Origin of the sequence: Microbacterium murale (assembly GCF_030815955.1) — a bacterium.
Lineage (GTDB): Bacteria > Actinomycetota > Actinomycetes > Actinomycetales > Microbacteriaceae > Microbacterium > Microbacterium murale_A.
In genome coordinates, this window is record NZ_JAUSXK010000001.1 from 2,860,655 (window position 1) to 2,884,466 (window position 23,812).

The following is a 23,812-nucleotide window of genomic DNA, read 5'->3' on the forward strand; positions in this document are numbered from 1 at the left end:
GCACCGCTGTTCGGCAGGCTGCCTGATCGGGCAGCGGCCTCGCTGGATCCTGCCTGACCGCGGCTGCTGTTGCCTGATCAGCCGATCTGCCACGACTTCAGCGGATCGACGTCAGGATCTGACCCATCTGACGCACTCGTGCGCTCCAGTCGATGTCGGCGGCGCTTGCTGACCCCTCCGGCACTGATGACTCGAGCGCAGTTCCCACCGCGTGAGCGAAGTCATCCCCGCCGGCGATCCGGATGCGCGGGTCCGCGCTATCGCGGAACCCGGCGACCGCGGTCGAGACGACCGGACGTCCGGCAGCCCGGTACTCGTACAGCTTGATCGGATCGAGACTGTCGGTGAACGTCGTGACCCGGTGCGGCACGATCAGCACGTCGGCATGCTGCAGGAACGCCGGCACATCGTCGCGAGCGACCGATCCGAGGCGCAGCACGCCTGCGGCGTCGAGCCGGTCGCGGTCGGCCGCGCTGAGTAGATCGGGCCCCGCCAGAACGAGCCGTACCCGGTCTGCGAGCTCATCGGCGACGCGCACGCACAGCTCCACATCGAGACGGTCGTCATGCAGGGTGCCGAGGTAGAGGGCGACCGGTGCCGGCGGCATGATGCCTGGCCGGGAGGCCTGCGCGCGATATGCCTCGAGATCGACGCCGTTGGGCACCAGATGGATGTCGTCGCGCTGCGGGCTCTTTCGACGCACGAGTTCGGGAGAGCACGCGACGACCGCGTCGGCACGATTCAGCAGCAGAGCCTCGCCTGCGGCGATCCGCTCGAGCTCAGCTGCCGGACGAGCAGCACTCAGCCAGTCGTCAGTGATGTCGTAGAGCGAACGCCAACCGGTGAGCGCGACGATTCCGGCAGCGGCCGGATCGTTGACCCACAGCAGCGGTGTCGTGAAGCCGAGTTGCGCCGCCGCCCGTCTGATCGCCCGTGCCCTGCGGTCATCGCCGCCCGCGTCCCATCGTCGGGGGAGCCACTTCACCGGCCGCAATGTCCAGAGCCGTTCGCCGATGGGCGTCAGCGGGGTACCGAACTGCGGCCCGCGTCGCCCGCGCAGATCATGCAGCGGATCGTCCGGCGGCTCCACGAACAGCACTCGCAGCATCGGATCGGCGGCGACGAGCCCGGCGATGAGGTGCTGGTTGCGGCGCCATACGGCATCCCAACGCTCGAGGGAGAGCACGATGAGATCATTCATGCGAGCCTCCCGGCGATCGCGTCGCGGTACACGGCGTCGGTGCCGGCGACCTGACGCTCGATCGAGAACTCCGAGAGCGCGCGCTCGCGCGCCGCGGCCGCCAGCCGTCGGCGACGATCCGGATCGTCTGCGAAGGCACGCAGCGCCGTCGCGGCGTCAGCCACGTCGTCGGGACGGAACAGCGCGCGCTCGTCGAGTCCCTCCAGCAGGTCGAGATGACCGGCCGCACCGGCGGCGATGGGGGCGAGTCCGAACGACATGGCCTCGAGGACGGCGAGCCCGAGCCCCTCGACCGGGCACGTCGACAGCAACAGGGAAGAGGACTTCAGGAGTTCGGGCACATCGTCACGGAAGCCGATCAGCAGGGCTGAATCGCGGAGGCCCAGCTCGGCGATGAGCGCTTCGAGTTCGGCGCGGTCGGGTCCTTCACCGAGGATGAGGAGCCCCCAGTCCTCGGCAGCGAGACCGGATGTCGCGAACGCCCGTACGCCGATCGCGGTGTGCTTCTCGGGCTGCAGCCGCTGCACCATGAGAATGCGGCGCGCAACGGGGTGACGAGGCTGATCGTCCGAGGTGTTCGTGGCGGCGGGCAGGCCAGGGTGCACCACCGTGCTCGCCATGCCCGTTGCCGCGGCCACGGCCCTGCTCACCGCGATCTCGGCATCGACTCGGCGGAGGAACGGATCTATCGAAAGGGGACCCGCGTGTGCGCGTCGTCCCGCGAAATGCCGGGTCGACACGAGCGCGGTCCGGCGGCCGAGCAGGGCGATGGCGGATGCCGCGTCCGCCGCCGTCATGTGCGAATTCACCACATCGGCGGGAGTGCGACGCACTGCTCTCATGACGTCGAGCGCGGTGCGCGCGGGGACCGCGTGGACGCCGGCCCGCTCCAGCGTCGAGCTCATGTGCCCGGGGGCACCGCCGGCCACTGTCACATGATGGCCGTGCTCGGCTTGCGCGGCGGCGAGACGCCTCACGAACTGCTCCACACCCGCGAAGCGGTCGGATGCGATGGTGTGGAGGATGCGCAGCGGCGTCACCGTGTCGCCTCCTGCCCTTCTCCGACCGGGCGTTCGTGGACGGCATCCGGACGGAAGCGCGCCTCGACGTGGATCGGACCCAGTCGGTAGTTCGCCGCGCGACGTCGCGCCTGGGTGCGGCGTTCTCCGCGCAGCACGGCTGCCCGTGCGAGCGCGCCGGCCCATCCGGAGACGCGGGCGACTGCCCACCCGGCGGTGCCGAAGTGCTTGCGGAAGTAGCGCTCCTGCGACGCGAAGAAGTATGCCTCGCGGTGCCTCGGATCCGTGCTCGTGCCGCCGGCGATGTGCCGTGCGGTCACTTCGTCGACGACGCGGTGCCGCCAGCCGAGTCGGTGCGCACGATAGGCCCAGTCGGTCTCCTCCGCGTAGAGGAAGAAGCGCTCGTCGAAGCCGCCCACCTGCGCGAGCGCCTCGGCACGCAGCAGCAGAACCGACCCGATCACGAAGTGCGCTCCGCGCTGGAAACGTCCGAGGCCCACGGCATCCATGACCGCCCGGTGCGGGGTGGGGAACGGCCACTCCACTCGAGCACGACGGCCGTCGCCGTCGACCTGGGCCGGCCCGACGCTGGCGAGCGACGGATCGGCGCGGAGCGCCCGCTGCAGCTGCTCGATGCCTGCCGGGTCGATCTCGGCATCCGGGTTCAGCAGCAGTAGATCGGCGCCGGCGATCAGACGGTCGGTCAGAGCGAGGTTCACCGCCGCACCGAATCCGAGATTCGCTCCGGAATCGCGGTAGCGCACGCCGAGATCGCGGCACAGCGCAGCGATCTCAGGCAGCGAGGAGTTGTCGATCACGGTCACGGCGAGCCCGGCGACGGGCTCGAGCGCTCTGCGCAGCATCTGCGGCGCCCCGTACGCCACGACGATGATCTCGACGGGGCCAGGAACTTCTGCGTTCTCGGCCACTGGTGAACCGTTCGCGGCACCGCGTACGACCGACCGGTACAGGTCCTGGTACGCGCCGGCCACGCTGTCCCAACTGCACTCCGCGGCGCGCGCCCGCCCGGCGGTCACCAGCTCGGCGCGTCGGGGACCGGCGGCTTCGACCAGCGCTGCGGCGAGAGCGGTGGGATCCTCTCTCGGCACGACGATGCCCGCACCGCCGACGACGTCTGGCAGGGCGCCGGCGTCGCTGGAAACCACCGGCACCCCCATCGCCATGGCCTCGACCGCGACGCGGCCGAATTGCTCGGTCCACCCCGGCCGGGGCACGGACGGCACCGCCAGCACGTCGATGGAACGGTAGAAATCTTCCACCCGTGCGGGATCGACTGCCCCGATCACGGCGACGCGATCCGCGATCCCGCGCTGTGCCGTCCAGTCGTCCAGGCTGCTCTCGAGTGGCCCGGATCCGCCGATCCGCGCGTGCAGCCGAGGGTCGAGCGCGAGGGCGTCGAGAAGCGTGGCGATGCCCTTCTCCGGCACCAGGCGCCCGAGCATCCCGACCGTGATGCGGTCGGTGTCTCGGCCATCTGCCGGGTCAGCGCCGGCCGCAGCGACTCCCGAAGTCGGATCTGCTTCGGAGACCGTGTCCACTCCGAGCGGGATCACTCGAGCGCGACCGGCGAAGCCCTTGGCCTCTGCGATCCGTGCCGCCTCGGTGTTGCACGCCGAGATGCCGCCGGCGCGGCCGAGCGCCCACCTCTCCAGCCAGCGGAACGGCGCCGGGTAGCGCTTCTGCAGGTTCTGCGCGGTGTAGAGCACGACCGGAGCACTGTTTCGCCGCAGCATCCGCACCACGAGCACTTCGGCGGTGCTGAGGGCGAACGGCTCCTCGTGGATGTCGATCACGTCCCATTTCTCGCCGAGAGCGCGCCACAGCGGCCGTGGGTCATAGACGAACAGCGCCGGATGAGTCCCGAAAGCGCGGGCGGGGATGACGTTCTCGTCAGCGCCAGCATCCAGCTCGACCCAGACGCCGCCCGCATGCCAGCGCCGTGCAGTGATCAGCGCGACATCATCGCCCCGCCGGCGGAGGGCCCGCTCCCGACCCCGCCATGCGGCGACCGCGGCGCTGTGCGAAATCCGAAGTACCCGCACATTGCCTCCCCAGGATATGCTCTGTGTGAGCAACACTATCCGTCCATCCATGCGCTGGGGAGTGCGGGACGGATAGCAGCCTTCTGGGGAGGCAAACGTGGGGAACTCGTACTCGAGTGCGCGCACTCTGCGCGTCGTGCATCTCGATCACACCACCGTGCGCGGCGGCGCCGAGCTCGCTCTCGTGCGCCTGCTCGCCGCAGAGCAGTCCGCCTCGGAACACGCATGGATTCCGGCGGTGCTTGTGCCGGCGATCGACGAGGATGACGTGTTCGCCGAGCTGCCATCGTCAGTCATCCGACGCACGCGCGGGGTGCGTCAGAGCGCAGGGGGCAGCGGCTCGTCGCCCCTGCGGCTGGCCGCGCTCGCCGCACGTCTGCTGTATCAGGCCGTGCTCACCCGAACCCACCCGAATGTCCGAACGGCCGACGTCGTCATCGCGAACAGCACCAGGGCCGCGGCGTACGCGGCTCTGGCCCTTCAGCTCTCGCGCACGCCGCTGGTCGTGCAGCTGCGCGACATGATCGACGAGGAGAGCCTCGGTGCGCTCGGGTATCGCCTGATGACGAAGGTCGTGCTGCCGCGGGCGGATGCCGTGATCGGAAACTCCCGGACCACCCTCGCCGGGGCCCTTCCGTTCCTGCGGCCAGGGGTGGCGGCAGTCGTCATCCACAGCGCATCCGGACTGACGCTCTCCCTCGGCCGGACGCGGCAGGCGCGACCGGCCGGTCCGCTGCGGATCGGGATGCTGGCACGCATCGATCCCTGGAAGGGACAGCTCGAACTGCTCGAGGCGTTCGCTGCGGCGTTCCCGACCGGGACGGCGCAACTCGAACTCGCCGGGGGAGCGCCGTTCGAGCAGGCCGGGTTCGCCGAGCGGCTCAGCGAGCGCGCTGCAGAACTCGGAATGGCAGACCGCGTGCGCCTGCTCGGGCACGTCGACGACACCGCCGCGCTGCTGGCGCGCTGGGACATCGCGGTGCAGTACTCCACCCGCGCCGAGCCGATGGGGCAGAACGTGCTGCAGTACCTCGCCGCGGGCGCCGTCACCGTGGTCGCCGCCGAAGGCGGGCCTGTGGAGTGGGTCGACGACGGTGTCAACGGACGAACCGTACCGCCGCGCAGGGTGGACGAGCTGACCAGGGTGCTGCGTGAGCTGGCCGACGATCCCGCGCAGTGCGAGCGTCTGAGCGCTGCGGCTGCGCAGACGCCGGGGCTGCTCGACGATGCCGCCGTCGCCGCGGCACACGCCGAGGTGTTCCACGACGTGCGCCGCGTGCGGCCGGGTCGTCGGGCATAAGCTGACGCCGTGGACTCGATGGAGACGACCCCGATCTCACTCGATGTGCGGATCGAGTTCAGCCGTGCCGCGATCGAGGTGATCGCACGACGCCTCGGCATCCGCGTGCTGCACATCAAGGGGTCGACTCTGGACAGCACTCTGCGCCGACGTAGACGAAGCGGGACCGACGTCGATGCGATCGTCGATCCGCTCTCGGTTCCGGCCATGCACGATGCGCTGATCGGCCATGACTGGACGCTCTACAGTTCCTTCACCGAGGGGTCGCCGTTCGGGCATGCGCAGACCTATCATCACGCGGAGTGGGGCTACGTCGACCTGCATCGTCGATTTCCCGGGATCGCTCTGCCCGATCAGGACGCGTTCGACGTGCTGTGGGCAGGGCACGGCACCCATTTCGCTGCAGGGATCGAATGCGCGGTTCCATCGGTGGATGCGCAGGCGGTGCTGTTCGTGCTCAATGCCGCGCGCGATCTCGACGTGCTGGGAGAAGAGGCGCGCGCGTTGTGGTCCGCTCAGGGCGAGGAGGCGCGGATCCGCCGGTCGAGGCTGGTGAGGATGCTGCACGCCGAGGTCGCGTTCGGCGCCGGCCTCGGCGATCTGGAACGATATCGCGATCGGCGGGAGTACCTGCTCTGGAAGACGGTGTCGCAAGGCGGTGGACGGCTCGCGGAGTGGTGGGGTCGGATCAAAGCGGCCCCCACCTTCGGAGACGCGCTGCGCACGGCCGCGCAGGCGCCGCGGGTCAACCGTGCAGTGCTCGCGCACGAACTGGGCCGGGAACCCCGTCCCATCGACGTGCTCTTCGCCTTTGCACGGCGAATCGACGCGGCGTTGCGGAGCATCCGACCGCGACCACGGGGGCGATCATGACGCGCTTCGCTCAGGCCCCGGATGTCGGCGTGATAGACGATGGCATCCGCGTGTTCGCTGCGGCCCTTCCCGACGGGCCGGTCGTCGTGCTCGCCGATATCGCGGCGGCCGTGTGGCGTGCTGCCCCGGGGCGGGACCTGCACGCCCTGGCGGTACGGCTGATCGAAGATGGAATCTGCACGGAAGATGACGCGCACTCGGATGCAGTGCTGTTCACGCACGCGCTGATCGACGTGAAACTGCTGCATGAGGAGGAATTCTGATGGAACCGGAGTTCATGGCAGCCCCGCTCATCCTCGCTGGCGTGCTCGTCGCCAGCGGGGTGGCGAAGCTGCGGCAACCGGAAGACGCCGCCGCATGGGAGGAGCTCGGTGTTCCCGCCGTTCTGCGCCGCGGCTGGCTGATCCGGCTGCACCCGTGGGGAGAGGGGCTGCTGGCCGCCGCGCTGCTGGCCCTCGGCGGGGTGCTGGGCGCGCTCGCGTCGGCATGCGCCGTCATCCTGTTCGGCGCGTATCTACTGCTCGTGACGCGCCGTCTGGCCGCCGGCGCGGACGCCTCATGCACCTGCTTCGGCGCACGCGAGCCGATCACGGCTGTCACCGTGGTGCGCAATGCGTGGTTCCTGCTCCTGGCGGTCTTCGCGACCGCCGTCACCTGGAGCACGCCGCTGCTCGGGGGGCCGCTCGCCGCACTCGGAGACCAGTGGTCGTGGCTGGTCGGCATCGCGGCGGGCGCTTTCACAGTCGCGCTCGTGTTGTGGCACCCGGCATCCGTCGCCAGCGCCCTCGACGCCGGAGTGCCGACGATCGGAGGCCGGAACACGCAAGGCGCTGAGGGCGCCGCGGGGAGCGATGCCGACCCGGCGGAGTACATCCGCACCCGTACGCCCGCTGTGCCCGTGACGCTGGCCGACGGCAGCACGGTGAATCTGCGCCAACTCGCCGCGCGGGGCCCGATGCTGCTGCTCGCAGTGAAGGAGGACTGCGGGGCGTGCCGCCCAGTGATTGAGGCGACGCCGGGCTGGCGCGAGCTGCTGCCGGAGGTGTCGGTGAGGTTCCTGCTGTGGCCGGCTCCGGAGAACAGTGCACTCACCGAGCTCACCGAGCCGCAGTCTCTGCACGATCCGTACTTCTACGTGCAGGGCTCGATCGCCGATTGGGCGACGCCGACGGCCGTGCTCATCGGTGCCGACGGCTACCTGGCAGGCGGGCCGGTGTCAGGGTTCGACGAGGTCTCCGAGTTCGTCGGCGATATTTACGAGAGCCTGCACGGGGTGCGGCCGCAGCACTGAAGCGTCAGCCGCAGCCTTCTGCGGTGAGCTGCTCGCTTACGGTACGCACCATCGGGGTGTGCTGGATGTCGAGCGGACCGTACTCGCCGGCGGCGCCGGTGAAGGTCGCCTCGACCGTGTGGGTCTGAGCCGGCAGGTTCTCGACGGCGATCTTGACCGCGCCGCGGCCGAGGTGCTGAACCCCGCCGACCTCCACCGGCTGTCCGTCGACCGTCGCACCCGTGAACGTCGAACCCACCGGCCCGTAGAACACCAGATACGTGGCGACGGTGCCCTTGGTGAAGTAGTTTCCTGGGGCGATCGGACGTGGAAGTTCCGGCGCCTGCTCCGGTGTCACGGTGTTCGTCAGCGTCGCCGTCGTGGTGAACGTCGGGCTGTCGGGTGCGGTGCACTGGGTCGACGACGCTGCGACATCGAGCTGCATGTAGTAGTCGAGCTTGCTCTGCGTGAAGTCGTTCACATAGACGCCGACCAGCGTGCGCTCCTCGTTGGTACTGGGCAGCCGGCCCGACAGCTTCGACTCGCCGACGAGCGCGGCTTCAGCCTCTGTGGCGGGGGAATACAGCAGGCGGTTCTCGTCGACCGCGTGGGCGAGGCTGTCCACAAGTGCCTTGGGATCCGCGCTGCCCGATGTGATGATGTCGAAGATCGATCGTGCGGCCGCGGCGAAGACGGCGTCCTGCTGATACCCCTCGGGGAACATCCAGTACACCTCATTCAGTAGCAGCGGCACAGCGTTCTCGCTCGTGAGGGTGATCGGCTCGTCGAGCAACTGCACGGTCTCCCCGTCGATCTCGAACGGCTCCGCGGGGATAACGGCGGGACCTGTGGCCTGCAGAAGGTAGCTGAGGGCCACCGGGTCGAACGACACGACGGCATCCACCGGCGTGCCGAAGGCCTCGGCCCAGTACGCGCGGATGACTTCGACCGACTCGCTGAAGTCGGGGCTCATCGTGGTGTCGGAGATCCAGCGGCCGACCTTGTCGCCGTACAGGGCTTCCAGTTCGGGGTTCAGCGCGGTGACCGGCTCTGGGCGTCCGTTGGCGAAATCGGCGCTTGACGCCTGCTGGGTGATACTGATCCGGCCCTGGTCGGCGGTGATCATCACGATCGCGGCCGGGTTACCGCCGGTGCCGCGTGACTCGGCGTTGTTCTGGAAGACCATCAGATAGTTGCGCGGTGCCTCTGCGCCGAGTGCGGTCGGCAGGATGCCGATGATGTCCTTGGCCGGTCCCAGCAGCGGCTGCATCTCGTCGACCGCATCGGTCAGCTGCGTGAGCGCGCCACCCACCTGGGGGATGAGCGCGTCCCGATCGACCGAGTCGAGATCGGTCGCGGCCTTCTCGACGGCATCCGCCGCCTGTGTCACGGCCGCCTGCATGTCGGTGATCGCCGCGAGGTTGATGGCACCGTCCACCGGGGTGAGCGCCTTGAGGCTCAGGCTCGTCGCCGGCGTCAGGGCGTCGTTGACCAGATCATCGGTGACGACGGCCGCGGTGCGCACCGCGTGGAGGTTGGGTCCGACGAACGGCACCCACTCGAGGTTCTTCCACATCTCGTCATCGGTCTGCTTCCGAGCATCCGCGGTGAGTGCCGACAGCGTTGCCGCGGTCGCACTCGCGCCTTCTGAATCGCCGGCGAGGATCTGGTCCTTGGCGGTCGATGCGAGCGGCAGCGCCTGCTCGAGCGAGTCCTTGGCAGCCATCGCCCGGTCATAGAGACGATTGCCGACGAGAAGACCGACGACGGCGATCACGATCAGCAGCAGAACGATGCCCACTGGAACCCACAGACGGAAGCTGCGAAGCAGGGGGCGGCGCGGTCGGTCGGCGCGGCGGGCGCGCTCGGCTGCTCTGGTCGTCATGAACTCATCGTACGAGCACGAGGCAGGTCGTTCCTGCGGGAGTGCTCAATACGCCCCCCGTCGCTGCAGCACCACGCGCAAGGTCCGCCACAGAATCGCCACATCGCTTGTCAGCGACCGGTTCTCGACGTAGTAGAGGTCGAGGCGGATGCTGTCATCCCACGACAGATCGGACCGGCCGCTGATCTGCCACAGGCCAGTGATCCCCGGTTTGACGAGCAGCCGCCGCTGCACCCACTTCTCGTACGTGTCTACCTCGCTCATGAGCGGAGGGCGCGGCCCCACCAGCGACATGTCGCCGCGCAGCACGTTGACCAGTTGAGGCAGCTCATCCAGGCTGAGCTGCCTGAGCTTCTGCCCGAGACTGGTCACCCGCGGATCGCTGCGCATCTTGAAGAGCACGCCGTTGCCTTCGGATGCGGCGAGCAGATCGGGCAGGCGCTGCTCGGCATCGGTCACCATCGTGCGGAACTTGAGCATCGTGAAGCGCCGTCCCTCGAGCCCGACCCTGCGTTGACGGAATAGTGCCGGGCCGCCGTCACGCCGCACCATCACGGCGAGCACCAGGAACAGCGGGCTCAGCGCGACCAGCGCCAGCGAGGAGACGACGACGTCGAACGCGCGCTTGGCCGCGTACCGCGAACCGGTGAAGGCCGGGTAGTCGACGTGGATCAGCGAGAGTCCTGCGACAGGCCTGGCATGGATGCGGGGACCGGCGATGTCGGTGAGTGCGGCGGCGACGATGAGGTCGACATTGCGCGACTGCAGATCCCAGCCGAACTGTCGTAGCTGTGCCGGGCTGATCAGATCGGAACCGCTGTAGACCACGGCATCCACGCCGACGAGTTCAGTGCCGGCGATGGCATCCTCAAGGCTGCCGACGACGGGGATGCCCGGCAGCAGCTCCACGCCCGGTCCTCGTTCGGTGAGCGCACCGGTGATCACGAGTCCTGAGGTGCTGTCGCGCTGCATCTCCCGAGCGATGTGCAGAGATTTGGCGTGCTCGCCGACGATCACCGCGTGAGAGAGGAATCGGCCCTCATCGCGCTGGGCGGCCAGCCAGCGCCGCCACAGCCAGCGGCTGCCCACGAGCGCCGTCACGCCTGCGGGCAGAGCCAGTAGCAGGTACGCGCGTGCGACGTCGATGTGCAGCAGGAAGGCGAAGATCGCCAGCAGGCCGAACACGCGGATGCTGGCATCGACGACTCGGCGGTACTCCGCCCAGCCGCTGCCGACGACCTTGGCGTCCCTGGTGTCATACAGACGCAGCCCGCAGATCCACGCGAGCACGAACACCGCAGAGACAGCCGTGTATGCGACGTCGAAACCCGCACCAGTGACGCCTGGGATGTACAGGTCGGCGTTGCTCTGGCCGAAGCGCAGGGCCTGGGCACCGAACACGACCCCCACGATGATCAGCGAGTCCGTCAGCAGCAGGCGCCATGCGTAATCACGCTGCCATCTCCCGGCCTGCGCCGCGACGACGGCGCTTTCCGCTGTCGTCGGCACCGCTCGAGTGAGAGGCGGTGCCGCGGCGATCGCCGTCGGCAATGCCCCAGTTGTGCTTCTGTTCTGCCTCCGCAGTCGCGGCGTCAGAATGGCTTCCCCAGATAATGCCACAATCCCTCCCCAGAGAATGCGCGCCCCAGTTGCTCCCGACAACGTCGGAAGCTGCCTCCTGCAGAACAGGAGACGATGTCAGCGTTGCCCCAGCAAACGCCGCTTTCCCCCGGTTCGCACCGGAGGCCCAGACCCGCAGTCTAGCCCCGGAGCCGGGATTGCGATACCCGCAGATCGCACCCGCCGAAGCAGTGCTCCTGTCTGTAGTACCGTTGGGCGTGATTCTGGGGGAGGGTGCCGTGGTGACGAGGTCGACGCTCGCCGTGTCAGCGCTGGGTGCCCGCATCGAGCTGGCGTTCGACGAAGAGGTTCCGGAGGACGTGGTCGCCCGCATCCGGCGGTCGTGGTCAGGCGCCGCGATCGAACCCGGTTCCGCTGCCGCTGCGTCGGCTGCCGACCCGGCCTCCGATGCGCGGATCGACGTCGACACGAGCGGTGATGTCGAACGGCGCTTGGAGTCCTTGTCGACCAGAGTGACTCTCGATGCGCTCGCCCACAACCGCGGCCGCCTGATGATGCTGCACGCCGCGGGCATCGCGCTCGACGACGGACGCGTGATCGCTTTCGTCGGGCCGTCCGGCCGGGGCAAGACCACCCTCAGCCGCACACTCGCGCAGCGATTCGGCTACGTGTCGGACGAGACGATCGCCTTCGACCACGAACTCCGTGTGCTGCCGTACCGCAAGCCGCTCTCGGTCGTGCGCGCGGGCGCGCCGAAGGATCAGGTCGCGCCTGCGGATGCGGGACTGCGTGAACTTCCGGACGCAGAGCTGACACTCGCGGCGATCGTGCTGCTCGACCGTGATCCGAGCGCGATCGAGCCCGTGGTCGAGCATCTGCACTTCGCCGATGCCGCGCCGCTGCTCGCCGCGCAGTCCAGCTACCTGCTCGAGTACGACGGGACGGTGTGCGCTCTCGCCGAGCTCTGCGATCGTGTCGGCGGCGTGCGTCTGCTGCGATATGCGGAGGCTGCCGACGTGCCCGCGATGATCGATCGGCTGCTCGCATCTGAGCCGGAGCCCGCGCACTGGACGCGGATGCGGATGCATCCGATCGACGCCGATGGGGCGTCGACGACAGCGGACGCCGTCGACTACGGCGACGCCGTGGTGGCGTTCTCCGACAGCACGCTGCGTGTGCTCGAGGGCATTGCTCCCGCAGTGCTGCGCGCCGCGAACGAGTCCGCTGATTTCGACCGAGTGGTGAGCGCCGTGCTCGACAGTCACGGTACGCCGCCCAGCGGAGACGCATCCGGGGCGGTGCGCGAAGTTCTCGTGGAGCTCGCCGACGCTGGGCTCGTGTCGGCATCCGTCATTCCGGTGCCGCGCTCGTAACACGAGCCACCGCGCCGTGCGGTCAGGCCGCCCGATTCCGCTGTTCGCTCACGTCGGGCGGGGGAGTGTCGTGCTCGTACCGCGCGGTGGAAGCGGGCGTCGTCGCGAGCCGCCCGATGACGCGCACGAAGAGGCAGCCGACGACCGCGCCCGCGGTGTTCGCGACCAGGTCGGAGACCGTCGAGAAGCGCGTGGGCAGGAAGAGCTGCACGAACTCGATCGCGCCGCTGGTCACCAGACCGAGCAGGGCCAGATGCCAGGTCTTCAGCCGGGACCAACCAAGGGCGAGCAGCAGTCCGAACGGGATGAACAGCGCGATGTTCGCGAGGAACTCCAGCACCGTGTAGGTGTAAAGGAAAGATATGTCCAGCCGGTGGGCGAGCGATCGCGCGAGCCGTCCGACGATGCCCGTCACGCGGCTCGCCTGATCACCGGGCAGCCACACGATCAACGCCAGAGCGATCGTGTAGGGGATGAGGATGATGCGCGAGATCACCGCGAGCATCGACACTTTGGGCACAGGGAGAGCGTACCGAGGCGGGCTGTGCGTCGGCTCGGTGTCATCGGGGTCGGCGTGATCAGATGCGCTCAGCCAGCCAGCGCGTCTGGCGCAACCACTGCTCGGTCTGACCGCTCTCGTGCCCGTTGTACGGGTACACCTCGATCTCGGCATCCGTCGACGCCAGTCGGTTGTATGCCGCGAACACGCTGGAGGGCAGCACGATGCCGTCCATCAGCGCGACGGAGAACAGGGCCGGCATGCGAATTCGCCTGGCGAAGTTCACACCGTCGAAGTACGAGAGGGTGCGGAAGACATCGTCGACCCGATTGCGGTGCACCGCCAGATATCGTTCGATCTCGCGGTACGGATGATCGGGCGTGCGATCCACCGACCAGCGGAAATGGCAGAGGAACGGCACGTCAGGCATGACCGCGAACACATCGGGGTGCAGCGCCGCGGCCGCCAGCGAGATGCCGCCGCCCTGGCTGGAGCCCGTGACGCTCACGCGATTGCCATCGACGAAATCGAACTCGCGCACGGTGTCGACCGCCCGCACGGCGTCGGTGAAGACGCGCCGGTAGTAGTACTCGTCGGGGCGTGAGATGCCCCTGGTCATGAATCCCGTCGACGCGGAATCGGAGCCGTGCGGGTCGGGGGTGTCGCCGCCGCTGCCCCAGTTCGAGCCCTGGCCGCGCGTGTCCATGAGTACATGCACGTATCCGGCTGCCGCCCACTGCAGCCGCTCGCCGGCGATCCCCCGGCCCCCGCCGTAGCCGATGAATTCGACGACGGCTGGGCGCGGCGCTGCATCAGCCGCATCGCGAGGACGGGTGACCCAGGCGCGGATCGGTTCTCCGCCGAAACCGCTGAAGATCAGGTCTTCGATCACGAGCTGGTCTATCGGCGTCTCGGCCGGGGTCAGCGTCGGCGGGCTCGAGAGCGCACGGGCCTCATCGATCGTTCGACGCCAGAATGCGTCGAAATCGTCAGGCTCCGCCACGTCGGGCCGGAAGGTGCGGAGGTCATCCAGAGGAAGGTCGGTAAGGGCCACCGGAACACCGTAGCGCACCTCATCGAAACGCTTCGCCGATTGGCCTTGCACCTTCGGCTGATTGGCTCTATCGTGATCGAAGCGTTTCGACGCGATCTCAGTGCCCGAGGTCGCCGCGCGTATTCCGACCCGATGATGAGTGGAGCGACAGTGCCGAACGACCGCCAGCCCGCTGCCCCCACCGCTCTCGTCGATGCCGCTCGGCATCCGATCATCCCGGGCTTCTACCCCGATCCCACCATCTGCCGAGTGGGTGATGACCACTACATCGCGCAGTCGTCGTTCGAGTACTCGCCTGGCGTACCGCTGTGGCACAGCAGTGATCTGCTGGAGTGGCGCCAGGTCGGACACGCACTCGACGGCGATCCGCTCTTCCCGGCCGGGCGTGCCCGAGCCAGCGGTGGCGTGTACGCGCCGACTCTGAGGCATCATGACGGCCGCTTCTGGATGATCACGACCGATGTCTCCGGCGATGCCGGTCAGCTGCTCACCACCGCGCCGGCGATCGAAGGCCCGTGGGGGCCCGCGCTGCTGATCGAAGGCATCCGCGGGATCGACCCCGACATCGCGTGGGACGATCGCGGCAACTGCTACGTCACGTTCAGCTCGAACGATCCGAGGGTCACCGGGATCGGCCAGGTACGGATCGATCCCGAACGCGGCATCGCTCTGGAGGACCCCCGTCCGATCACACGCGGCACCGGACTGGCGCACCCCGAGGCTCCGCACCTCTTCCGACGCGGCGACTGGTGGTACCTGCTCTACGCCGAGGGCGGCACCGAACGCGGCCACTGCGTCAGTGTCGGCCGCTCCGCCTCGCCGACCGGGCCGTTCGAGCTGTTCGACGGCAACCCGATCTTCACGAGGCGCAGCACGGTGTTCCCGGTGCAGAACGCGGGCCACGGAGACCTTGTCGAGCGCGCTGACGGCACCTGGGCCATGGTGTATCTCGGTGTCCGCCCGCACGGCGGTACGCCGCTGTATCACGTGAACGGACGCGAGACCTTCCTCGCCGGGGTCGATTGGCAGGACGACTGGCCGGTCGTCGTCCCTGACCGGTTCCGCATCCCGCCACCGGAGACTGCGTTTACCGACCGCTTCGACCAGCCCGATCTCGATGTGCGCTGGGTCTCACCCGGCGCGGCGCCGGACGCGATCGCGATTCCCCTGCCAGGTGGCGGCATCGAGATCCGGCCCGATGCGATCACGGATGCAGGGCAGGCGGAGGCTGCGCCGTCACTGTTGGCGGTGCGCGCCAGGGATCGCACCTGGCGCTTCGAGGCCGATGCCTCCGGTCTCGACGGTGCGGCGCTGCGCGTGCGCATGGACGATCGGCACTGGGCGGAACTGCGGCTCGTCGACGGTCATGCCGAGGTGGAGCTGGCCATCGGGCCAGTGCGGCAGGTGCTCGCCATCTCGCAGCCTTTGGCGGCTCCCGTCACGTTGCGCACCGAGGCAGTGGATGGCACGTTCGGCGGTCCCGATGACCTTGTGTTCTCGGTCGCGGATGCGGCCGGGGAGCAGGAGCTCGTCCGGATCGATGGACGCTACCTCTCCACGGAGGTCGCGAGCGGATTCGTCGGACGCGTGATTGGTCTGCGCGCCACGATCTCGCCCGTGCGATTCGCAGAAGTGCGATACGCCCCGACCGCGCACAGCGCCCACTGATCATGGCCGTCGCAGTGAATGCCGAACGGAGGATTGGGAGCGCTCCCAACCCGGACCGCCGCGCCACTGCGACGCATTTGACGGATGGGTGTACGGATGATTTATGCTATCGAAGCGGTTCGATGATTTCTTTTGGAATCCCCGGGACCGCGTCGGAACCACGAGGGAGTGAGATGCGACGAAACGACGCCGAGCACGAGGCGGCTCGGACGACTCAGACGCGGCACGCAGGTGCGGCGTGGTGATCGCGACCTCGGTGACCGCAACGGTCGCCGATCAGATCGAAGAGCGTACAGAAGGGGGCAGGCGCGACAAGCGCCGCCACGAGAAGCAGGCGCAGGGGCGCCGGTCGTACCGGATGTTCCTGTGCATCGTGCCCTTCCTCGTGCTCGTGTTCCTGTTCTCGTACTTCCCGCTCTACGGCTGGATCTACGCGCTCTTCGACTACAAGCCCGCGCTCGGCCTCGGCGGCAGCGAGTTCGTCGGCCTGCAGTGGTTCGAGCTGCTGGTCAGTTCGCCGACCCAGCTCGCCCAGATCGGCCAGGTGCTGTTGAACACCCTGGCGATCAGCTTCCTCGGCATCGCGACCTCGGTTCTTCCCCTCGCGTTCGCGATCTTCCTCAACGAGGTGAAGACGCCGTGGTTCCGCAACGCGGTGCAGACGCTCACGACCCTGCCGAACTTCATCTCGTGGGTGCTGGTCTACATGATCGCGTTCTCGCTGTTCTCGAGCTCTGGCCTCGTCAACAACGTGCTCGCCGACTTCGGACTGATCACCGCGCCGATCAAGTTCCTCGACAGCGACCAGAACGTCTGGATCACCATGACGCTCTGGAGCATCTGGAAAGGCCTCGGCTGGGGAGCGATCATCTACCTCGCCGCGATCAGCGGCATCGACCCCGCACTGCACGAGTCGGCACGCATGGACGGAGCCGGCCGCTTTCAGACCATGTGGTACATCACGCTGCCGCAGCTGATGCCCACGTACCTCGTGCTGCTGCTGCTGTCTGTCGCGAACCTGCTGAACAACGGGATGGAGCAGTACTTCGTGTTCCAGAACGCGTTCAACAAAGAGTCGATCCAGGTGCTCGACCTGTACGTCTACAACATCGGCATGACGGGCAACAGCCTGTCGATGGCCACCGCGATCGGCATGCTCAAGAGCATCATCTCGGTCGTCCTCCTGTTCACCGTCAACGGCATCGCCAAGCGTGTGCGCGGCGAATCGATCGTCTGAGAGGGGATCCGACATGACTGCCATCTCCACTTCTCGTCCCCCGCTGCACACGCCGCGACCCCCGAAGCCCGCGCCTCGCCCGGTGCGCAAGACAGAGCGCTCACCCGGCGACTACGCCTTCGCGATCGTCAACTACACGGTCTTCACGCTCCTCGTGGTGATCTGTGCGTACCCGTTCTACTTCCTGGTGATCAACTCGGTCAGCGCGAACGACGTCTCGGCGCTCGGCGATGTTCGCCTGTGGCCGATCGGCTTCCAGCTCGAGAACTATCGGCAGGTCTTCGAGCTGAACGGCCTCGGCACTGCCGCGGTGGTCAGCGTCGCACGCACCGTGATCGGCACAGTGGCCACGGTGCTGGCATCCGCCTTCCTCGGTTTTATGTTCACGCAGAGCCGCATGTGGGCGCGGCAGTTCTGGTATCGCTTCGTGATCGTGACGATGTACTTCAGTGCGGGGCTGATCCCGGTTTTCATCGTCATGAAGAACCTGGGGCTGACGAACAACTTCTGGGTGTACGTGCTGCCGTTCATGGTGCAGCCGTTCTACATCATCCTCGTGAAGACCTATGTCGAGTCGATGCCGGAATCTCTTCAGGAGGCCGCTGAGCTCGACGGTGCCAACATCGTGCAGATCTTCTTCCGCGTATATCTGCCGAACATGACGCCGATCCTCGCGACCGTCGCGATCTTCTCGGCAGTGGCGCAGTGGAACAGCTTCCAGGACACCCTGATCTACATCACCGATCAGAGCCTGTACACGCTGCAGTACCTCCTCTACATGTTCATCAACCAGGCATCGAGCCTCGCCCAAGCCGCGCAGAACGCCGGCGGTGACCTCGGCGCGATCGTGGGCGCGGCGACATCGCAGACGCCGACCTCCATCCGCATGACCGTGTCGGTGGTCGTCGTGCTGCCGATCATCTTCATCTACCCCCTGTTCCAGCGCTTCTTCGTGAAGGGCATCATGCTGGGCGCCGTCAAGGGCTGACGCGCCTTCGCATTCATCAAGTGCGTCTGCGCACCTACAAAGTAAGGAAAGCAATGAAGCTGAAGCGGAAAATCGCAGCGGGCGTCGCCGCCCTGCTCACGGTCGGACTGCTCACGTCCTGCACCGGCGGTGGAGACACCGACACGAACACCGAGGCCATCGACTCGTTCCCCACGAAGTGGGAGGACGAGATCACGATCGACGTGTTCGACGGGCTCGCCAACTACATGGGCATGCAGGAGGGCTGGTTCGGCAAGATCGTGAAGGACAAGTTCAACATGAACTTGAACATCATCGCGCCGAACGTCGCCGGTGGCGGTGACACGCTCTACAACACCAGGGTCTCCGCCGGTGACCTCGGCGACCTCATCATCACCGACAAGGGTGAGAAGCTCGACCAGCTCATCGAGGGCGGACTCGTCGCGGATTCTGCGGCCTACTACCCGGCGATGGAGAACACCGGTCGTTTCGACGCTGCCGTGGAGAAGCTCAACGAGGAGAAGGATGGCACGTACGCGTTCCCGACCTCGGTCTCCAGCCTCCTTCCGACGGAGCCGTCGGAGGGGATCGACTCGACGTTCGGGCCGTTCCTGCGCTGGGATCTCTACGCGGAACTCGGCTACCCGGAGATCGACACCCTTGAGGACCTGCTGCCGATCCTGAAGCAGATGCAGGACCTCGAGCCGACTGCGCCGAACGGCCAGAAGGTCTACGCCCTGTCGCTGTTCAAGGACTGGGACGGCAACTTCATGAACAACGCCAAGCAGCCGATCACCTACTACGGGTACGACGAGGTGCAGTTCGCGCTGGCGAAGGCGGACGGCTCCGATTACGAGGGCATCCTCGATGACGGGGGTCAGTACGAGCGGGTGCTGAACTTCTTCCACGAGGCGAACGAGCTCGGTCTCGTCGACCCCGAGTCGACGACGCAGAACTACGACACGCTGTTCTCGAAGATGCAGAACGGTCAGGTGCTGTTCACCTGGTGGCCGTGGCTGGGCCAGTCGGCCTACAACACCGAGGAGAACATGGCCCAGGGCAAGGGGTTCATGATCGCCCCGCTCAAGGATCAGGAGATCTTCTCGTACGGCGCGGAGGCGTACGGCGGCAAGCAGGTGCTCGCGATCGGTTCGCAGGCGGAAGACCCCGAGCGCATCGCGGCGTTCATCGACTGGCTGTACACGGCCGAAGGATCGCTCGCCAACAGCAGCCAGACGATGGGGGCTGCCGGCCCGCAGGGACTGACCTGGGACATGAACAGCGCCGGCGAGCCCGAGCTGACCGATTTCGGCAAGGAGGTCTTCCTCAACGGCGATGCGACGGTGCCGGAGGAGTGGGGTGGCGGCAGCTACATCGACGGCGTCTCCACTCTGAACGTCAGCGTGGTGCTGCCGATCGAGACCGACCCCGACACGGGATTCCCCTACAGCTACAAGCTCTGGGACTCGTACAAGGAACTGACGGCGAACCCGCTGACCGATGACTGGTCCGCGCACATGGGCGGCGCGACGACGACCATGGAGTATCTGGAGAACAACGACCAGCTGCTCGTGGCACCGGGTGCCAGCTACACGATCCCCACGGACGATTCCGAGATCGAGACGCTGCGCAACCAGGTCAAGGCGATCATCGTGCAGTACTCGTGGCAGGCGGTCTTCGCCGAGAGCGATGCGAAGTTCGACTCGCTCTTCGCCGAGTTGCAGGAGAAGGCCAGTGGCCTCGGCTACGACAAGGTGCTCGAGGTCGACCTCGCCACTGCGAAGGATCAGAACAAGCAGCGCGAGGCAGTGGCGGAGGAGTTCGCCGAGTGATCCGCTGACCGTGTCATGCGGCGGGCCCCGGGACTTCGGTTTCGGGGCCCGCTTTCACGCGGCCCGGCGGCGCTCGAAGACCTTGCGGAACAGGAAGGCTGAGACGTAGGCGCCGATGGAGCATCCGATGGTGGCGAGGATGATGCCGAACACCGGAACGGCGATCGTGATGCACACGACGGCGATCGGAATGAGCACGACTCCGAGCGTGCGCACCGGCTCGGCCAGGGGCAGCAGGAAAGCGTTCTTCAACGTCTGGCGGAACGTGTTCGCATAGGTCGCGGTGAGCGCCATCGCATACAGGAACGCCGCGAACACATATGCTGCGGCGATGATCGCCAGCACCATGGCAGCGCCGGCGATGACACTCGGATGGCCCGACCAGAACACGGCGCCGACGACGAGCAGCAGAAACGGCACGAGCAGGGCGAGCCACAGCATGGTCGCGCGCAGGAAATTGCGTCCGAATGCAGGGAAGTAGTCCTTCAACGGCCGTCCGCTCTCGTCGTCCGAGTAGCGGATCATCACCTCGTACAGCGCACTCGTCGCGGCTCCGATGGTCACGATCGGCAGGCACGTGATCAGGTAGAGCACGTTCAGGGCGATCAGGCCCAGAAACGACGTCATCCCCTGGAGGTTGCGGTTCTCCGGGTTGATCTTCACGGTGTCACGCCTGGGAGTTCAGCTTCGGCGGGAGCAGCTGCACGTGCGCCTGCTCTTCGCCTCCGAGCAGCCCGAGCACGGCGCGGGTGGCCGCCACGCCGATGTCCTCGGCCGGCACATCGATGCTGTCGGCGAGTCCTGCCACTGACTGCGCGACATCGGCGGGGCACAAGGCGATGACGTCGCGTCCGTCGACGAGTCGCGCTGCGACATGCGGCAGCGCACCCTCGTTGTGGAACAGGATGCCGGTGATGCCTGGCGCTTCGGCCAGCACGCCGTCGACCACCGCGGTGGCCTCGGCGTTGCTGGGGACCGGATGCACGGTGCCGTCGACGCCGTGCGCATCGCAGGCGGTGAGGAAGCCGCGCACCAACCGGTCGGCGTACGAGGTGTGGCGGGCCAGCACCTCGGCCGGCGCGCCGAACAGCGCGATGCGCGAGTGGCCGAGAGCGACGAGACGCTCAACGGCGAGCCGGCCCGCGGCCTCGAAGTCGAAGTCGACGCAGTACACCGACTCCGCGCCGGCGGGTAGACCGATCAGGACGCTCGGCATGTCCAGCTGCGCGAGCGTTCCGAGGCGCGGGTCATCCGACTCGACGTCCATCACGAGCAGGGCGTCGACGCGCGACGCCCTCGCAGCGAGTGTGAGACCGGCGTCATCCCCGGTGAGCAGCAGGATGTCGTAGGCGTGCTCGCGTGCCTCTCGGACCACCCCGGTGACGATCTCCATGACGACGTGCACATCGACGCCGGAGCGCAACGGCGCCTGCAGCCCGATGACGCTCGTGGAACGCGACGCCAGTGAGCGTGCACTGGCGTGCGGGCTGTAGCGCAGCTCGGCGATCGCGCGCTCGACGCGCTCCTTCGTGTCCTGCGAGATGGTGCGCTTGCCGCTCATCACGTAGGACACGGTGGAGATGGACACTCCTGCCGCGTTGGCGACATCGGCGATCGTGGTCATCCGGGCTCCTTCGGCTCGATGATCGTGGGCTCACCGGGAGCGACCCGGTGGAGCTGTTCGCGCATACCGGGTGCGCTCAGGTGGATGCGACGCGATTCAGTGCTGCGCAATGCTATCCGAGTGACGAGTCCCGACGCCCAGGCCACGTCGACAGTGACGCCCGCGCGCGTGCGGATGCCGCGAACCGATCCGTCGGGCCATCCGGGCGGCAGCGACGGCAGCACGCGGATGCTGTCTTCCTGCGACTGCACCAGCGCTTCGGCGATCGCAGCGGTGAGACCGAGGTTGCCGTCGATCTGGAACGGCGGATGCGCGCTGAACATGTTGCGGTACAGGCCGCCACGATGCTCTGTGCTTCCGGCATCCGCCGCCGAGCGCAGTGCCATGCGCACCTGCTGATGCACGCGCTCGCCATCGCCGAGCCGTGCCCACATCGCCGCCCGCCACGCAAGAGCCCAGCCGGTCGACTCGGCTCCGCGACCGATGATCGATGCGGCGGCGGCCGCGGCCAGCTCCGGCGCGCTCTCCGGCGTGATCTGCATGAACGGGAACAGCCCGATCAGGTGCGAGAGGTGCCGGTGATGCGGGTCGGCGTCCTCTCGGCGATCCGCCCACTCCTGCAGCATCCCGCGCTCGGAGACGCGCGGATCCGGCAGCAACGCCGCCAGTGAGGCCAGTTCGCGTACCCAGGCGTCGTCGTGCCCGAGGATCGTCGAGATGCGCGTGCACGCGTCGGCGAGCTCGCGCAGCAGCATCACGTCCATGGTGGATGAGACGCCGACACCCCGCGGCGTGCCGTCGGCATCGAGATACTGATTCTCGGGCGAGGTCGACGGTGATGTCCAGGCGCGCCGGCCGTCGGATCGGACCCAACTCAGCGCGAAGCGCGCGGTCTGCTCGAACACCGGCCAGTCCTCGGCGAGCCGGCGCAGGTCGCCGCCGAAGCGATGGCGCTCCCACAGGTGCAGCACCAGCCATACCCCGCCGAGCGGCCAGAACGCCCATGCCGGATCGCCGTGACCATCGCCGACCGGGGCCGCATGGCCCCAGATGTCGGAGTTGTGGTGCATGACCCAGCCGTCTGCGCCGTACAGCTCTCGCGCTACGGCGTGCCCGCTCGTGCGCGAGACGTCGCCGATGAACTGCAGCAGTGGCAGATGGCATTCGGCGAGGCTCGTCACCTCGGCCGGCCAGTACGCCATCTGAAGGTTGATGTTGGTCGTGTAGGCGCTCGACCAGGGGCCGGGCAGTTCGGCGTTCCAGATGCCCTGCAGGTTCGCGGGAGGTCCGCCGGGCCGGGACGATGACATCAGCAGGTACCGGCCGTAGTGGAACGCGAGAGCGGCGAGGCCGGGGTCAGGATGCTGCTCGGCACGCCGGATGCGCTCGTCGGTGTCGAGGTCGAGGGCATCAGTGGGGGAGGGCAGCTCGAGCATGCAGCGGGAGTACAGCTCTCGGTGCGCGGAGATGTGCGCCGCGCGCAGCGCCTCGGCATCGCCCCTGGCGTTCGCCGCTGCCGTGGCGGCATCCGCCGAAGCGGTCCCATCCGCCGAAGACGTCGCCGTCCCGATCGTGAATGTGTGCTCTGCGGATGCGGCGGTGCGCAGCATCCCGTCGACCAGCGTGCTGGGAGCGGAGGAATGGATGGCGACCGCACCGATCCGTCCGCGTTCGACGTCGTAGCGGATCGGCTCGGGCGGATGCTCGTGACCCGGTGCCACATCGACGGGGAGGAACCACTCGGCGCTGAGCACGCCGTTCCGTACGCTCGGCCCGCTGCGCCGCCGCAACAGGCTGTCGATGCGCACGCTCACGCGCACCGGTGCGTCGGCGATCACTCGATGCACGATCACGCCGGTGACGGCATCCGCCCAGGTCTCATGCCTCACGCGGCCCGCAGCGGCGGCGTAGGCGTGCGTGGCGATGCCGGTGGTCAGATCCAGCGTGCGGAGCAGATCGTCGTCGTCCGCAGCATCCGCGTCGACTTCGAGATCGAGAGTCGCCAGCGGCAGATAGGCCTGCGCCCACGTGCTCTGCTGGCGGCGCAGGAGCTGCTCGGCGGTGGCGATGTCGTCGGCATCCACAGCCTCGCGAACCGCATCCAGCGCGTCCGGACCACGGTCATCGATACCCTTCATCGGGTCGGAATCGGGCACCCCCGACCATGCCGTCGCGTCGTTCAGCCAGAGTCGCTCGCCACCGACCAGCCCGGCGGACATCGCACCACGAAGACCGTTTCCGACCGGCAAAGCGTCGGTCCACAGGCGCGACGGGCTCCGGTATCGCAGAGCGTGGAGAGCGTCGTGGGTCTCCGTGGACAACAGCACGTCGCTAGTATATGTTCTCGTTGTTGAAACGCTTCGACA

Annotated in this window: 19 protein-coding genes; 9 read left to right on the top strand and 10 right to left on the bottom strand. The window is 67.7% G+C overall.

Annotated elements, in window-relative coordinates:
* Window positions 1-97: 97 nt before the first annotated feature.
* Genes QFZ46_RS13930 through QFZ46_RS13940 form a run of 3 tightly spaced genes read right to left on the bottom strand, consistent with a single transcriptional unit; the run spans window position 98 to window position 4,283 of the window.
* Window positions 98-1,201 carry a glycosyltransferase gene (locus QFZ46_RS13930; protein WP_307362519.1) on the bottom strand — a complete coding sequence of 368 codons (1,104 nt, stop codon included), beginning with the start codon at window positions 1,199-1,201 and terminating at the stop codon, window positions 98-100.
* The gene (locus QFZ46_RS13935) at window positions 1,198-2,241 is read right to left on the bottom strand and encodes a glycosyltransferase (protein WP_307362522.1); all 1,044 of its coding nucleotides are present in this window, start codon (window positions 2,239-2,241) and stop codon (window positions 1,198-1,200) included. The genes QFZ46_RS13930 and QFZ46_RS13935 overlap by 4 nt, the downstream gene beginning before the upstream one ends.
* Entirely contained in the window at window positions 2,238-4,283 is a 2,046-nt protein-coding gene (locus QFZ46_RS13940; protein WP_307362524.1) for a glycosyltransferase, read from the bottom strand. The genes QFZ46_RS13935 and QFZ46_RS13940 overlap by 4 nt, the downstream gene beginning before the upstream one ends.
* Window positions 4,284-4,380: 97 nt before the next feature.
* Here QFZ46_RS13940 and QFZ46_RS13945 point away from each other — a divergent pair, with 97 nt between their 5' ends.
* From QFZ46_RS13945 to QFZ46_RS13960, 4 genes are read left to right on the top strand one after another with little or no spacing between them, the layout of a single operon-like run.
* Entirely contained in the window at window positions 4,381-5,583 is a 1,203-nt protein-coding gene (locus QFZ46_RS13945; protein ID WP_307362526.1) for a glycosyltransferase family 4 protein, read from the top strand.
* 9 nt (window positions 5,584-5,592) lie between these two features.
* Entirely contained in the window at window positions 5,593-6,456 is an 864-nt protein-coding gene (locus tag QFZ46_RS13950) for a hypothetical protein (protein ID WP_307362529.1), read from the top strand.
* Window positions 6,453-6,719 (top strand): hypothetical protein, encoded by a 267-nt coding sequence (locus QFZ46_RS13955; protein WP_307362531.1) that lies wholly within the window; start codon window positions 6,453-6,455, stop codon window positions 6,717-6,719. The genes QFZ46_RS13950 and QFZ46_RS13955 overlap by 4 nt, the downstream gene beginning before the upstream one ends.
* The gene (locus QFZ46_RS13960; RefSeq protein ID WP_307362535.1) at window positions 6,719-7,747 is read left to right on the top strand and encodes a MauE/DoxX family redox-associated membrane protein; all 1,029 of its coding nucleotides are present in this window, start codon (window positions 6,719-6,721) and stop codon (window positions 7,745-7,747) included. Before QFZ46_RS13955 ends, QFZ46_RS13960 begins: the two co-directional genes overlap by 1 nt.
* 4 nt (window positions 7,748-7,751) lie before the next feature.
* On the opposite strand, the gene QFZ46_RS13965 is transcribed toward QFZ46_RS13960, so the two are convergent.
* Both QFZ46_RS13965 and QFZ46_RS13970 read right to left on the bottom strand, forming a co-directional pair.
* Window positions 7,752-9,611 carry a DUF4012 domain-containing protein gene (locus QFZ46_RS13965; protein ID WP_307362536.1) on the bottom strand — a complete coding sequence of 620 codons (1,860 nt, stop codon included), beginning with the start codon at window positions 9,609-9,611 and terminating at the stop codon, window positions 7,752-7,754.
* Between the two features lie 45 nt (window positions 9,612-9,656).
* Window positions 9,657-11,120 carry a sugar transferase gene (locus QFZ46_RS13970; RefSeq protein WP_307362538.1) on the bottom strand — a complete coding sequence of 488 codons (1,464 nt, stop codon included), beginning with the start codon at window positions 11,118-11,120 and terminating at the stop codon, window positions 9,657-9,659.
* A gap of 353 nt (window positions 11,121-11,473) precedes the next feature.
* On the opposite strand from QFZ46_RS13970, the gene QFZ46_RS13975 reads away from it, so the two are divergent.
* On the top strand, window positions 11,474-12,565 hold the full coding sequence (locus QFZ46_RS13975; RefSeq protein WP_307362540.1) for a hypothetical protein: 1,092 nt from the start codon (window positions 11,474-11,476) through the stop codon (window positions 12,563-12,565).
* Between the two features lie 22 nt (window positions 12,566-12,587).
* Here QFZ46_RS13975 and QFZ46_RS13980 read toward each other — a convergent pair whose 3' ends face one another.
* Together QFZ46_RS13980 and QFZ46_RS13985 are read right to left on the bottom strand one after the other, a co-directional pair.
* The gene (locus QFZ46_RS13980) at window positions 12,588-13,085 is read right to left on the bottom strand and encodes a VanZ family protein (RefSeq protein WP_307362542.1); all 498 of its coding nucleotides are present in this window, start codon (window positions 13,083-13,085) and stop codon (window positions 12,588-12,590) included.
* 58 nt (window positions 13,086-13,143) lie between these two features.
* Entirely contained in the window at window positions 13,144-14,118 is a 975-nt protein-coding gene (locus tag QFZ46_RS13985; protein WP_307364609.1) for an acetylxylan esterase, read from the bottom strand.
* Between the two features lie 150 nt (window positions 14,119-14,268).
* Here QFZ46_RS13985 and QFZ46_RS13990 point away from each other — a divergent pair, with 150 nt between their 5' ends.
* The 4 genes from QFZ46_RS13990 to QFZ46_RS14005 all read left to right on the top strand — a co-directional run bounded on the left by QFZ46_RS13990 (window position 14,269) and on the right by QFZ46_RS14005 (window position 19,822).
* The gene (locus QFZ46_RS13990) at window positions 14,269-15,786 is read left to right on the top strand and encodes a glycoside hydrolase family 43 protein (RefSeq protein ID WP_307362544.1); all 1,518 of its coding nucleotides are present in this window, start codon (window positions 14,269-14,271) and stop codon (window positions 15,784-15,786) included.
* A gap of 238 nt (window positions 15,787-16,024) precedes the next feature.
* Window positions 16,025-17,023, top strand: a complete 999-nt coding sequence (locus QFZ46_RS13995; RefSeq protein WP_307362546.1) for an ABC transporter permease — start codon at window positions 16,025-16,027, stop codon at window positions 17,021-17,023.
* Between the two features lie 13 nt (window positions 17,024-17,036).
* Window positions 17,037-18,011 carry a carbohydrate ABC transporter permease gene (locus tag QFZ46_RS14000; protein ID WP_307362549.1) on the top strand — a complete coding sequence of 325 codons (975 nt, stop codon included), beginning with the start codon at window positions 17,037-17,039 and terminating at the stop codon, window positions 18,009-18,011.
* A gap of 53 nt (window positions 18,012-18,064) precedes the next feature.
* On the top strand, window positions 18,065-19,822 hold the full coding sequence (locus tag QFZ46_RS14005; protein WP_307362550.1) for an ABC transporter substrate-binding protein: 1,758 nt from the start codon (window positions 18,065-18,067) through the stop codon (window positions 19,820-19,822).
* Window positions 19,823-19,876: 54 nt separating this feature from the next.
* On the opposite strand, the gene QFZ46_RS14010 is transcribed toward QFZ46_RS14005, so the two are convergent.
* Genes QFZ46_RS14010 through QFZ46_RS14020 form a run of 3 tightly spaced genes read right to left on the bottom strand, consistent with a single transcriptional unit; the run spans window position 19,877 to window position 23,773 of the window.
* Window positions 19,877-20,485, bottom strand: coding sequence for a YesL family protein (locus tag QFZ46_RS14010; RefSeq protein WP_307362551.1), 609 nt, complete (start codon window positions 20,483-20,485; stop codon window positions 19,877-19,879).
* Window positions 20,486-20,489: 4 nt separating this feature from the next.
* Window positions 20,490-21,446 carry a LacI family DNA-binding transcriptional regulator gene (locus QFZ46_RS14015; protein WP_307362553.1) on the bottom strand — a complete coding sequence of 319 codons (957 nt, stop codon included), beginning with the start codon at window positions 21,444-21,446 and terminating at the stop codon, window positions 20,490-20,492.
* Entirely contained in the window at window positions 21,443-23,773 is a 2,331-nt protein-coding gene (locus QFZ46_RS14020) for a glycosyl hydrolase family 95 catalytic domain-containing protein (RefSeq protein WP_307362554.1), read from the bottom strand. The genes QFZ46_RS14015 and QFZ46_RS14020 overlap by 4 nt, the downstream gene beginning before the upstream one ends.
* Window positions 23,774-23,812 lie beyond the last annotated feature (39 nt).